Annotated in this window: 11 protein-coding genes; 4 read left to right on the top strand and 7 right to left on the bottom strand. The window is 35.6% G+C overall.

Annotated features, from left to right (window positions below; genetic code table 11):
* Positions 1 to 212: 212 nt before the first annotated feature.
* Positions 213 to 1,025 (bottom strand): prohibitin family protein, encoded by an 813-nt coding sequence (locus EV201_RS01335; RefSeq protein WP_130305602.1) that lies wholly within the window; start codon positions 1,023 to 1,025, stop codon positions 213 to 215.
* Between the two features lie 424 nt (positions 1,026 to 1,449).
* On the opposite strand from EV201_RS01335, the gene EV201_RS01330 reads away from it, so the two are divergent.
* Positions 1,450 to 2,325 (top strand): nucleoside phosphorylase, encoded by an 876-nt coding sequence (locus EV201_RS01330; RefSeq protein ID WP_130305601.1) that lies wholly within the window; start codon positions 1,450 to 1,452, stop codon positions 2,323 to 2,325.
* 127 nt (positions 2,326 to 2,452) lie between these two features.
* Entirely contained in the window at positions 2,453 to 3,337 is an 885-nt protein-coding gene (locus EV201_RS01325) for a transglutaminase family protein (RefSeq protein ID WP_130305600.1), read from the top strand.
* Between the two features lie 58 nt (positions 3,338 to 3,395).
* Here EV201_RS01325 and rny read toward each other — a convergent pair whose 3' ends face one another.
* The 3 genes from rny to EV201_RS01310 form a co-directional block, all read right to left on the bottom strand.
* Positions 3,396 to 4,928 (bottom strand): ribonuclease Y, encoded by a 1,533-nt coding sequence (gene rny / locus EV201_RS01320; protein WP_130305599.1) that lies wholly within the window; start codon positions 4,926 to 4,928, stop codon positions 3,396 to 3,398.
* A gap of 177 nt (positions 4,929 to 5,105) precedes the next feature.
* Positions 5,106 to 5,399: a cell division protein ZapA gene (locus tag EV201_RS01315; protein WP_130305598.1), complete on the bottom strand. Its 294-nt coding sequence runs from the start codon at positions 5,397 to 5,399 to the stop codon at positions 5,106 to 5,108.
* A gap of 9 nt (positions 5,400 to 5,408) precedes the next feature.
* Entirely contained in the window at positions 5,409 to 5,702 is a 294-nt protein-coding gene (locus EV201_RS01310; protein WP_130305597.1) for a hypothetical protein, read from the bottom strand.
* Between the two features lie 141 nt (positions 5,703 to 5,843).
* Here EV201_RS01310 and EV201_RS01305 point away from each other — a divergent pair, with 141 nt between their 5' ends.
* Positions 5,844 to 7,583, top strand: coding sequence for a M23 family metallopeptidase (locus EV201_RS01305; RefSeq protein WP_130305596.1), 1,740 nt, complete (start codon positions 5,844 to 5,846; stop codon positions 7,581 to 7,583).
* A gap of 58 nt (positions 7,584 to 7,641) precedes the next feature.
* On the opposite strand, the gene EV201_RS01300 is transcribed toward EV201_RS01305, so the two are convergent.
* Together EV201_RS01300 and EV201_RS01295 are read right to left on the bottom strand one after the other, a co-directional pair.
* Positions 7,642 to 8,955: an outer membrane beta-barrel protein gene (locus EV201_RS01300; protein ID WP_130305595.1), complete on the bottom strand. Its 1,314-nt coding sequence runs from the start codon at positions 8,953 to 8,955 to the stop codon at positions 7,642 to 7,644.
* Complete coding sequence (locus tag EV201_RS01295; protein WP_242610440.1) at positions 8,949 to 9,512, bottom strand: RNA polymerase sigma factor; 564 nt, start codon at positions 9,510 to 9,512, stop codon at positions 8,949 to 8,951. The genes EV201_RS01300 and EV201_RS01295 overlap by 7 nt, the downstream gene beginning before the upstream one ends.
* A 381-nt stretch (positions 9,513 to 9,893) precedes the next feature.
* Between EV201_RS01295 and EV201_RS01290 the strand changes: the two genes are divergently transcribed.
* Positions 9,894 to 10,601, top strand: coding sequence for a hypothetical protein (locus EV201_RS01290; RefSeq protein ID WP_130305594.1), 708 nt, complete (start codon positions 9,894 to 9,896; stop codon positions 10,599 to 10,601).
* A gap of 174 nt (positions 10,602 to 10,775) precedes the next feature.
* Here the strand turns inward: EV201_RS01290 and EV201_RS01285 are convergent, their stop codons facing one another.
* The gene (locus EV201_RS01285; RefSeq protein WP_130305593.1) at positions 10,776 to 12,587 is read right to left on the bottom strand and encodes a DEAD/DEAH box helicase; all 1,812 of its coding nucleotides are present in this window, start codon (positions 12,585 to 12,587) and stop codon (positions 10,776 to 10,778) included.
* Between the last annotated feature and the right edge of the window lie 49 nt (positions 12,588 to 12,636).

The following is a 12,636-nucleotide window of genomic DNA, read 5'->3' as shown; positions in this document are numbered from 1 at the left end:
TTATATTTAAGATATACAAGCCAAACACTTATTGTACCAAAACAAACAGATTATTGATTATCAGATCAGACCCTTGTTTTAGAATATGAAAGGGTGACCGCTTACGTAACATCTGATGTTCGAAAACGAACATCAGATGTTACGTCCGAATAAAATAAAGAAAGGCTGTCTCAGATGAGACAGCCTTAAAAAAAACTTTATTTAAAAGAAATTTAGTTGTTACCTAAAATAAGAGGCATACCATCTTTGCTACTACCAATTACAACAACTTTTGCATTAGGAGATTCTGCTAACTTAATTGTTGCTTCAATACCACGCATTTTTAAGAGAGCAGTAGTTAGACTGCTGTTGATAATCTTATTCGCATTAGACTCCCCTTCGGCAGCAATACGTTTTCTTTCAGCCTCACTCTTCTCGCGATCAAGTTTAAACTGATAAGCTAAGGCTTCCTGTTCTTGCTGTAACTTGCTTTCAATAGCTTGCTTAATCTTTGCAGGTAAGTTTATTGAACGAATCAACAAAGCCTTCATCTCAATATTGTTTTTCTTAAGAACCAAAGACGTTTCCTGAATAATCGCATCTTCAACTTCTTTTCTTCGAGTTGAATAAATTTCTTCAGCTGTGTAACGTCCTGCTACCTGACGAACTGAAGAACGCACCTCTGGTATAACCAACTGATTGATATAATTTTTACCAAATATTTCATGTAAGTATCCAATTTTATTATAGATTGGATTAAAACGAACTGAAACGTCTATATTTACAGACAATCCACTCTTATCTAATACATCCATCGTCTCTTCACTCTTTTGCTCCTTAACGTCATATACATGTAAATCGTTCCAAGGTGCAATAATTAAAAACCCAGGCATAATAATATTATCCTTATCCAACCCGGATGAAAATTTACGAAAGATTACTCCACGCTCACCTGGTTGAAGAGTTCTGAACATGCTTGATCCTGAAAAAACTAATATCAGAGCAAAAGCTGCTACTACGATTAAGAAATACGGTTTTTGTTTCATTTTCTTGAAGTTTAATGCCAATTGATTAAATATCACTCAACTATTAAGATTAAATTTAATCCGGCTTTAGAGTCATTATATTTTTCACTAATAGATAGGTAAATATAGCATAATATATCCATTGTAGAAATAAGAACTCATTAAATCCAGTCTCATTTTTATTGGACATATTAGCTCCTTAGTTTTTTGAATGATCGAATTATTTGTATATTTGGGATCTTGATTGAAACAAATAGTCCACAGTCCAGATAACTTCTCAGGCCTGTTTGTTCTCTCAATTCTATAATTTACTCCAAACAACCATAAAATAAAGTATTGTTAATCTGCGAACTGCTGTTTGACTATTTTCTGTGTATATTTACATATATGCATTCACAATATATAGTCCAACACGTCTTTTTGCAATTCAAAATTTTAAAAACATATGGAACCTATCAAATCATCAGAACTAATTATCAATCCTGACGGAAGTGTTTTTCATCTACACTTAAGACCAGAACATTTAGCCGATACTGTTATTCTTGTTGGAGATCCGGGACGAGTAGAACTCGTAGCAAGTTTTTTCGATAATGTTGAAATGACGATTTCAAACCGCGAATTTGTAACTAAAACAGGTACATACAAAGGCAAACGTTTCTCAGTTTTATCAACAGGTATTGGTACAGATAATATCGATATCGTTGTTAACGAATTGGATGCTTTGGTAAATATCGATTTGGAGACACGTATCCCTAAAAAAGAACACAAGGCTCTAACCCTTGTTCGTATTGGAACATCAGGATCGCTTCAGGGAAACATTCCTGTAGATTCTTTTCTTCTATCTAAAAAATCGATTGGATTTGACGGCATGTTGAACTTTTATGCCGGAAGAGATGACGTTTCAGATCTTGAATTTGAAAAAGCATTTAAGGAAGCAATGAATTGGGATGCCAAGCTTGCTTCTCCATATTTTGTTTCGTCTTCGGATAAAGTTATCAAACAACTTGATGGGGATGATATGATTCAGGGAATCACTATTTCAGCCAATGGATTTTATGGTCCTCAAGGACGAGTGCTCCGATTGAAGACCCTTGATATGGATTTGAATGACAAAATTGAAGCCTTTGAATATCAAGGTCAGAAAATTACCAACTACGAAATGGAAAGTTCTGCAATTGCTGGTTTAGCTGCTCTATTAGGGCATGAAGCTGCAACTGTTTGCGCTATTATTGCTAACCGTGTAAACAAAGATGCAAGTAAAGACTACAAACCAGTCGTAAAAAAATTAATTCAAACTGTTCTTGATCGATTAAGCAAATAAGATGAAAATCTAGTTTAAGATCTGTACATAAATACAATTTTGAAATTAAAAAGCTCTGAAACCCACAAGAATTGATCTTCTTAGTGGGTTTTATTATATTTATATAAGAACGAATCTTAAAACAGATATGGACGAAGAGAAATTACGTGCTCTCATTTCGCTACTAGATGATTCAGATCCAGATGTTTACACTAATATTAGCAAAGAATTATCTAAACTATCAGCCATAAATATTCCAAAACTGGAAGATATATGGCTGGAGTCAGACAACCCTGTGTTTCAAGAACGTTTAGAAAATATTATTGACGAAATTCATCACAATTCAATAATCAAGGAATTAATTAAATGGAAAAACTCCCCCGGACAAGATCTGATTGACGGAGCCATTTTGGTTAATAGAAGTATAAATTACCACGTTACAACCAGTAATGTAAAAACAACAATAAGCAAAATTGTAGACGAGATTAAACCGCAAATCAAAGATCTGGAGACTTATCTCGAAAAAATCAAAATTCTAAACCATTTCCTGTATTACATTCATAATTTCATGGTTTTATCTCCCAAAGAAGAAACCAGTTGGGGAGGAAATATTGGTACTGTACTCGCTCAAAAGAAGGGAAACTATATCATAACTAGTATCATATATGCTGGTATTGCTCAGGCCTTAAAACTTCCGGTTACAGGCATTCAACTGCCAAACAGTATTCTTCTTTCCTGCGAAAGTCATGAGACAGATCCAAATTCCAGAAAAACAAAACGAAACTACTTTTACATTAATCCCATAGACAATGGTGCGGTTTTGTCTGCGATGCAATTAGAGCTGGTTATCAAATTTAAAAAACTAAGTAATCTCGCTCAATATTATAAACCTTGCAACAATCTGAATCTTATCAGACTTCTTATTCAAAATCAAATTTTCACCTATGGTCGTCAAAACAATTATAAATATGTTGAAATCCTAAAAGGCCTACTGAATGTTCTTCTTCCGAATATTCCTAAATCAGAAAAATAGATATAAAAAAAATCGCCAATTCATATGAATTGGCGATTTTTAATATTTAGCTAAACCTTTATTTTGCGTAGTTAATCGCTCGAGTTTCACGAATTACTGTGATCTTTACCTGACCTGGATAAGTCATTTCATCCTGAATTTTCTGTGCAATATCCAAAGATAAACTTTCAGCTTCCTTGTCTGAAACCTTATCACTACCTACGATAACTCTTAACTCTCTACCGGCTTGAATTGCATATGTTTTCAATACACCAGGGTGAGATAGAGCAAGGTTTTCAAGATCTTTCAAACGCTTGATGTATGATTCCACAATTTCGCGTCGAGCACCTGGACGAGCACCAGAAATAGCGTCACAAGCCTGGATGATTGGCGCGATTAGAGTCGTCATTTCAATTTCATCATGGTGAGCTCCAATTGCATTACAGATATCTGGCTTCTCTTTATATTTCTCAGCCAATTTCATACCTAAAATTGCGTGTGGCAATTCCGGCTCATCATCTGGCACCTTACCTATATCGTGTAACAATCCGGCACGCTTGGCTTTCTTAGCATTCAAACCAAGCTCAGTTGCCATAATAGCACATAGATTCGCGGTTTCGCGAGCATGTTGCAATAAGTTTTGTCCATAAGACGAACGGTATTTCATCTTACCAATCATACGAATTAGCTCCGGATGAAGACCATGAATTCCCAAATCGATAGCAGTACGCTTACCTGTTTCAGCCATTTCTTCCTCAATCTGCTTACGTGTCTTATTCACAACCTCTTCGATACGAGCTGGGTGAATACGACCATCAGTCACCAATTGGTGTAAAGCAAGGCGAGCAATCTCACGTCGAACTGGATCAAAACCAGAAAGAACAATTGCTTCCGGTGTATCATCTACAATAATCTCGATACCGGTAGCCGCTTCCAATGCACGAATATTTCGTCCTTCACGACCAATAATACGTCCTTTAATTTCATCAGATTCAATATGAAAAATCGTAACTGAATTTTCAATTGCTGTCTCAGTGGCTACACGCTGGATGGTTTTAATCACAACCTTCTTCGCTTCCATATTAGCAGACATCTTGGCATCTTCCATGATATCATTCACGTAAGACATTGCCTCAGTTTTAGCTTCTTCTTTTAAAGATTCCACAATCTGATTTTTTGCCTCTTCTGCAGATAAACCTGAGATTTTTTCCAACTGCTCAATTTGCTGACGCTTCGCTTTCTCAAGCTCCATTTCCTTTCTCTCAACCAACTCCATTTGAACATTTAAGTTCTCACGAATAGTGTCAACTTCTTTCTTCTTACGTTGAAAATCTTCGACCCTCTGATTTACTGCGGTCTCTTTTTGCTTCACTTTGTTTTCAATAACCAAAAGCTTGGCATTTTTCGCATTAATTTGCTTTTCGTGCTCTGTCCTCAGCTGCAAAAATTTCTCTTTTGCCTGTAGAATTTTATCTTTTCTGAGAACCTCTGCTTCGGCTTGGGCATCCTTTATAATACTTTCGCTCTTACGCTTTAATGCGCGTTGTAAAACGAAATAGGAAATAAATCCGCCCCCTACTAAAGCAATGGCTCCTATGATTATTTCTGTCATTGTTTTTTATATTTAGTCAATACTCGATTTTCTTTATTTATATAAAATAACCCGCACCATCACTCAGAAATTTTAATTCCAACAAATCATGCAAGACCATTCATCTTGATATTAAATGATTTGAAAGATAACTAACTTCTAAGAAATAATGCGGGTTATTGTTTTTTAAACGTAATTTTACTGTTCTTCTTTAATAAATTCATTCAATTCCTGCTCCATTGCTTCCAGTTCCTTTAAAACCGGAGATACATCTGTTTTCGCTTCAGATTCCAATACTTTTACTACAAACTGCAGCGAAGCCATTGCCAGGAAGTCCTGAATGTCTTTATCTTTATATTTCTGTTGGTATTGCAATACCTTTTCGTTAATTGTTTTTGCTGCCCTGCGAATAATCTCTTCCCTGTTCCTTTTGATATTTAAAGGATAAAGACGACCCGCCACATTTACTTTTATCAAAAACTCATCAGACATAAACAATTATTATTTGTTTAAAAGAGCAATACACTTGTCAATCTCCCGCACAATTTGGCTAATCTTATTTTTAGCCTGCTGCGAATCACCTGTATTCACAGCAAAAGTCTTTGCCAATTTTAAAGTATCATACTGATGTTTGAACTCCTCATTCTCTTTGCTTAAAGACTCAACCTTTTCAAGCAGTTCCATTTTTTCAAGAACCAACTTTTCTTTTTCAAGCTTTAAATCCTGATACAAAGAAATAAGACGAGAGATTTGCCCTCGTAAATCAGATACTATTTCAATTGGCTTTACTTCCATGATCAAACTTTCTCATACAAAATTAACATTGCTGTTAAGATAATCAAAAATATTGCTTTCTATTTTCAGTTGAAAGCCTTAAAAAAATACATTTTTATTAGTTTTACAACCTAGTCGAAATATAGCTCAAATTGGAATACCATGAAAATAAAGCATCTAAACATAAATCTTATTTTTTCCCTACTCATTCTATTTTTTTATCCTTTTTCTTCAAGTTCACACAATTATCCCAAAAACTATTTTAGATCTCCGGTTGATTTTAAAATAACCCTGTCTGGAACATTTGCCGAACTTAGAAACAATCATTTTCATTCGGGTATCGATATTAGAACCTTCACTTCGGGAAAAAGGGTGTATGCAGTTGCAGATGGTATTGTGAGTCGAATTAAGGTATCCGCAGGAGGTTATGGAAAAGCCTTGTATATTGATCATCCCAATGGATACACTTCGGTTTACGCACATCTTAGTAAATTCACTCCTAAAATTGAAGCCTTTATTAAATCCCAACAATATCGAAACAAAAGCTTTGAAATTGATATAAATGAACTCAAGTCTCAAAAAAAAGAACTATTCAAGTTTGAGAAAGGTGCAATTATCGCTTATTCCGGCAACTCCGGATCTTCGATGGGCCCCCACTTACATTTTGAACTTAGAGAAACAAAGAGTGAATGGCCGATTAATCCAATGCTCTTCAATTTTAAAATATTGGATACTAAAGCGCCTAAAATCTACAACTTATACGCTTACCCTCTCGATAAAAACAGTAGTGTGAATGGTAAAAACACGCGTCAAGTTTTTAAGGTACACGCATCGAATACCAGCAACTTTATTCTCAAAACAAACAAGATAAAACTACATGGAAAAATTGGTTTTGCCATTCATGCCGAAGATGTTTTAGATAATACCTGGGGGCAATGTGGGATTAATAAAGTGCAATTAAAAATTAACGATTCTTTAATCACCAATTATGCATTTGATACATTTTCTTTTGATGAAAGCAGCTATGTCAACTCACATATAGACTATGAACTGAATCAAGCAAACAATCGTAAAGTTCATAAGACTTTTATCGAACCCAATAATAAATTGAACTTCTACTCAAAGATGAAGTCTGATGGTTCATATGAGTTTAATGAAAATAAAAACTATAAAATTGAATTCTCTGTGTTCGATTCCTATCAAAATAAGGCAAAACTTCAATTTAAGGCCACGGGAGATACCACTTCAGTCAGTTTTCCCGAAGAAGAATGCACAAGTACTTTTAAGTATCAAAATGAAAATCACTTTTCGCGTTCGGATATTGAACTAAAATTTCCAGAAAACTGCTTTTATTCAGATCTTAATTTTGATTATTCAACAAGTCTGGATTCTACCTTTTTATCCGCTGTACATCATATTCACAACCCCACCGTTGCGCTCAACAAATACTACAGTATCTCGATAAAAATGAAAAATATTAGTCCTAGTCTATCTGATAAGTTGGTTATCGTTCAAATTGATAAAGACAAAAAGCTTTCATCAGCAGGAGGTGTGTATATTGATGGTTTAATTAAAACGAAAACCAAATATCTGGGGAACTATGCCGTTACGCTTGACACCATCGCTCCCACCATTACGACTAAAACTGATTACAGGAATAAAAATATCAGCAAACTTAAATTCATCGATTTCACCGTAAAAGATGAGCTATCAGGAATAAAAACATATGAAGGTGAGATTGATAACAAATGGGTCTTATTCGAATTTGACAAAAAAAATGATCGTCTTTTTTATACATTCGACAAAAAGAGATTAATCAAAAACAAAAAGCACCACTTAAAGTTATTTGTAAAGGACGCTGTGGGGAATCAATCAACTTATGAATGCGATTTCACTTGGTAGAAACCAATTATACAAAAAAAAGAGCACCGATTTGAGTGCTCTTTTTTTTTGCCTGATTTTAAAACTTATATCGAATCCCCGAACTTAAACCAATTGAGTAGGGTTTATATTCAAAATCAGAATCCTTATTAATGGAATTCAAATAGTATTTTAAGGACGGTTCCATTGATAAACTAAACTTAGAGTTCAAACGATACTCCATGCCTAAACTAAAACTTGTACTGAAGTTTGTCGTGCGAATCCCATCTGTTTCTCCTATGGTTTCTCTTGTACTCTTATTGTAAACTCGGTTGCCAATCATCAGATTGGTACTCAAACCTCCATTTAAATGTAAGCCAAACTTCTTATCGATTAAACTGTAACTCAAAACAAATGGTATTTCAATAGCTTCAAAACTCTGAATCATATCAGGTGTAGAATTTGAACTCGTAGCAGCAAATCCTTCAGAATCAGTCAACATAGTACTCCCTCTCTTTTTTAGATTTCCTGCCGATGTCTTCATATCTGAAACAACATCAGTTTGCATGGTCAAACCACTATTAAAAGCAACACGTTCGGAAACCTGATTACGAGCCGCCAACTGCTGTCCAAACTTGTTGTATATGATCCCCGTTTGTATGGCCAATTTTTTTCCGGTTTGCCAATTTAACTTCACACCTCCCCCAATACTCAGCAAGCCTTGTTCCGAATTATTGCCCGATTTTTCTCCCGTATAGGACGAATAGGCTGAAGAAATCTGACCTAAAATTGACCATTCTTTCTTTTTTCTTTTGTTTTTATCAAATTGCTCAATCATTTTAATATTATGAGCAATAATCAACGAATCCTTCAATAACAAGGTGAGCGGTGCCTTTTTCTTCGTTAAGTTTTTTTCAGAAAGTTCCTGATTTAACTCCACATTATCTAAAACATGAATCTGAGATTTTTGCAAAACCATTTGCATACTTATATCACTCTTTTCAACTGTATTGGCTATATCATCACGATCAACATTCGTATTTAGATTTTTTTGTATCTCTGTTTTGTTAATCACAGGGTTTGCCAGCTCAGCGAATTGTTCATCAATCTTATTTGCTGGTTCAACTCTTTGACTCTCATTTTTTAAGTTCAGATTATCTTTCATTTCAGAATACAAATCACCCCCCTTAACTTCTGTATCTTGCTGAAACAAAATCCCATTCGAAAGGGTAAATAGTAAGGCAATAGAAGCTGCAGCTGCAAGTGTGATAAAAATCACCGCAGCACGTTTCCTTCTTCTTCCTTGCTTTATATCGGCATTTATCTTATTCCAAAGCTCAGGCCTTGGCTGAACCGATAAATCCTTCAAGCCTTCAGAGAATACCTTATCAATATGTCCATTTTTACCTAACATATTCTTAAATTACTTTTACAATCCTGATCATCCCAGTAAGCTATTAATTTGCTTTTCAAAATACTTCTGGCTCTGGCTAAATTCGACTTAGAAGTACCCACTGATATTTGCATAACCTCAGCGATTTCATTGTGAGGATAACCATCTAAAACATACAGACTAAAAACCATTCTATACCGCTCGGGCAAGTCCTGAATAAAATTCAGTAAAACATCCAAAGGAGCATCCTTCACATCCAATTCTTCATCCTCTTCGATATCGTCAAATTCTTCAACCGGATGCAATTGCGTTTTGCTTCGGAATCGTTCCAAGGCAGTATTCACAATTATTCGACGCATCCATCCCTCGAATGATCCCTCAAAACGGAAAGACTTAAGACTTTGGAATATTTTAATAAAACCATCATGAAGAATATCCTCGGCTTCATCGTAGGATTTCGCGTACCTCAAACAAACCCCCATCATTTTAGGCGAATATTCAAGATAAAGGCATTCCTGTGCTTTGGATTTGCCTTTGATTGAATCCTTTATTAATTGCTCGAGTTTTTTGTCCTTCAAGTTTTAGAGTGTCTTAAGTAGTTGACTTAATAACAAGTTGCAGAAGATCGCATTAGGTTGCGTCAAAATTAGTTCTTTTTTATTTATCTCAAAATGACCATTCGCAACACTACGCACAAATATTTCCCAATTTGACAATCTTTTTATACCGAGTTAAAACTTACTTGCCTTTCCAACATGAAAATTCCCTACTTTTTCTAAAATCTTACGCAACCATTTCTCAAAGCAACATCTCTTAAACGAGATTAAAATACAAAATCTCAATTCTTAGATCTAAGACTGTGAAGGTGAATTTGGCCAGATTCCCTTCTATAATTGAAAATCATATTTAAGAATCAAGACGTTTGAAAATAAACATCAAGCTCGATTAAATTAAAAGTCATGAAAAATAAATTAATGTTGGCATTAGCCGTCTCTTTAGGTGTATTTACTGCATGTGATACTGATAGCAGTAAAATAGAATTTGACGGAGCCGGGGATATCTATGTAAGATGTCAGAAAATTGAAGGTGAAACTCAATTTGCTCCTGTCATTTATGCGTATGGCAATATGTATATGTCCAGTGCAACTGTAGCTTTTGAAGATGAGGAAAGTCCTGAAATTTCACTTGAAAAAATCGGACAAAATGCAACAGCTTATGCCTTACTGCCCAAAGCAGAAGATTTTACAACAACTGATTTGGAAAATGGAGTTTACAATTTCACATTAACATCTACTGATGACGAAGTTCTAAATGTTACAGATAAACTTTTAGACATTAGAATCGATCCATTGGAGATTAGCACATTCGAATACGATAAAGATGAGCACAGTATTGAAATAGGTTGGGGTACTGTAGAAAACCGAGATATTTATCACGTGAAAATCGCAACCGAAATCGATGGACGAGTTGTTTATAGTTCGGATCGCTTAAACGATAACAAACTAACAATTACACCAACAAGTGCGGGCTGGGATCGTAATTATGATATGAAACCGGGAACCACCTATACCGTCTCTGTTAGTGCATATAAATTTGAGAATTCCAATCTTCAAAATGGTTACCACATCAATCAGGAAAGTGTTGACTATTGGGAAATTGAATGGTAAACAACTTACAGCTTTGAAAAAACTCAGACTCGCAATAAAATTGCGACTAATTAATTTCTAAGGAAGAGCATCAGGAATTTAAAATGAATTTCTTGATGCTTTTTTATTTCAGTCAGATAGTAAATAAAAAAGGGAGCACTTAGCTCCCTTTTTAAATCATATATAATTAACGGATTAATCTCTTCTTCTTCGATCAAAAGTTCTTCCGCCATCAGATTTTCTTCTTCTATCTCTAGAATCATCACCTTTAGAACGAGATCTGTCTCCAGAACCTCCGCGTGATCGACCTCCACCAGAATAACTGCGAGATCTATCACCTCCTCCGGAATAACCACCTCGGGATCTATTACCTCCACGTGGTCTGTCCGACGATTCAGGACGATCACCTGAAACCTCAATACGAATTGCACGACCACCGACTTCAGCACCTGCAAATCCTTTGATAACTTCCTCTGTGAAAGCTTTATCGACATCAAAAAATGAAAATACACCTTTAAGGTCAACACGTCCGACATTTTTACCACGAACACCACACTGTTTATGAATCAATGTAAGTAGACTTGGCACATCAATACCATCTTTACGACCAATATTAATAAATAAACGATCTTCAGTACTTACAGCCCCATCATTTTGACGAACGCGCTTCTGAGTCGTTGATCTCATGTTTAAATCCTGAGCATCCTTATAATAATCCCAGAATCTATTAAATTCCAAAGAAACCATACGTTTTACGAGCTCATCACGATCAAGATCTTTCAATTCTTCGTGAATAGCTGGCAAGAATTGTCCAATAGCTTCTTCTTCAACATTAACTTCGATGACACGATGCATGAAGTTTAAAACCTGACGCTCACAAACCTCTGCTCCACCTGGAATTCTAACTTGTTCAAAATCCATCTTCAATCGTCGAGAAAGATCTCGTACTCGTCTTTCGTCACGTGGTGTAACTAAAGCAATTGAAATACCTTTTCGTCCCGCACGAGCAGTACGACCTGAACGGTGAGTATAATACTCTAACTCATCTGGAAGATTGTAATGCAATACGTGTGTTAAATCGTCAACGTCAATACCACGGGCAGCTACGTCAGTCGCAACCAGCATTTGTAATGATTTGCTTTTGAAACTACGCATTACTCTATCGCGCTGAACCTGCGATAAATCTCCATGTAAAGCATCGGCATTATAACCGTCTTTCATCAACAATTCAGCAACTTCCTGCGTTTCCTTACGAGTACGACAAAAAACTATACCATAGATATCAGGATAAAAATCGACAATACGTTTTAACACATTATAACGATCTCTATTGTTCATCAAATAATACTGATGCTCAATATTCGTGTTAGTCGTATTAGCCGTACCAACTGTCACCTCAACAGGATCAGTCATGTAATTCTTTGAGATTCGACGTACTTCACCAGACATCGTTGCTGAAAACAACCACGTTAGTTTCTCATCAGAAGTTGAAGAAAGGATCGCATCGATATCTTCCTTAAATCCCATATTCAACATCTCATCGGCCTCATCAAGAATCACATATTCTACTTTTGATAAGTTGATAGCCTTACGTCGAATTAAATCTAATAAACGACCAGGAGTTGCAACCACAACGTGAGCTCCTCTTTTAATCTTTCTAATTTGATCGTCAATGCTTGCTCCTCCGTAAACATTTACAACATTTAAATTCAAAATGTTTTTTGAGAATGTTTTAAGGTCTTCAGCAATCTGAATCCCTAATTCACGTGTAGGAGATAGAATAAGAGCCTGTGGTATTTTCTCATCTGGCTCAATTAGTTGTAACAATGGCAAACCGAATGCTGCCGTTTTTCCCGTTCCCGTCTGTGCTAAACCTACAAAATCGCTTCTTCCTTCTAAAAGAACTGGAATTGCTTTTTCCTGAATAGCTGTTGGTGTTTTAAAGCCTAGTTCTGTAATGGCTTCCAAAATTGGTCTGGATAGACCTAAGTTTTCAAATGAATTCATTCGAATAATTTAATTGTGACATGGCATGATGCCCCCTGTCACACTAAAA

It is taken from the genome of Ancylomarina subtilis (genome assembly GCF_004217115.1).
Classification (GTDB): Bacteria; Bacteroidota; Bacteroidia; order Bacteroidales; family Marinifilaceae; genus Ancylomarina; species Ancylomarina subtilis.
Note: the sequence above shows the minus strand (reverse complement) of the source record. Positions and strands in the feature narration are given on the sequence as shown.

Coding starts and splice junctions, on each gene's coding strand:
- EV201_RS01335 (WP_130305602.1), bottom strand. CDS start 1,025: ATGAAACAAAAACCGTATTTCTTAATCGTAGTAGCAGCTTTTGCTCTG.
- EV201_RS01330 (WP_130305601.1), top strand. CDS start 1,450: ATGGAACCTATCAAATCATCAGAACTAATTATCAATCCTGACGGAAGT.
- EV201_RS01325 (WP_130305600.1), top strand. CDS start 2,453: ATGGACGAAGAGAAATTACGTGCTCTCATTTCGCTACTAGATGATTCA.
- rny (WP_130305599.1), bottom strand. CDS start 4,928: ATGACAGAAATAATCATAGGAGCCATTGCTTTAGTAGGGGGCGGATTT.
- EV201_RS01315 (WP_130305598.1), bottom strand. CDS start 5,399: ATGTCTGATGAGTTTTTGATAAAAGTAAATGTGGCGGGTCGTCTTTAT.
- EV201_RS01310 (WP_130305597.1), bottom strand. CDS start 5,702: ATGGAAGTAAAGCCAATTGAAATAGTATCTGATTTACGAGGGCAAATC.
- EV201_RS01305 (WP_130305596.1), top strand. CDS start 5,844: ATGAAAATAAAGCATCTAAACATAAATCTTATTTTTTCCCTACTCATT.
- EV201_RS01300 (WP_130305595.1), bottom strand. CDS start 8,955: ATGTTAGGTAAAAATGGACATATTGATAAGGTATTCTCTGAAGGCTTG.
- EV201_RS01290 (WP_130305594.1), top strand. CDS start 9,894: ATGAAAAATAAATTAATGTTGGCATTAGCCGTCTCTTTAGGTGTATTT.
- EV201_RS01285 (WP_130305593.1), bottom strand. CDS start 12,587: ATGAATTCATTTGAAAACTTAGGTCTATCCAGACCAATTTTGGAAGCC.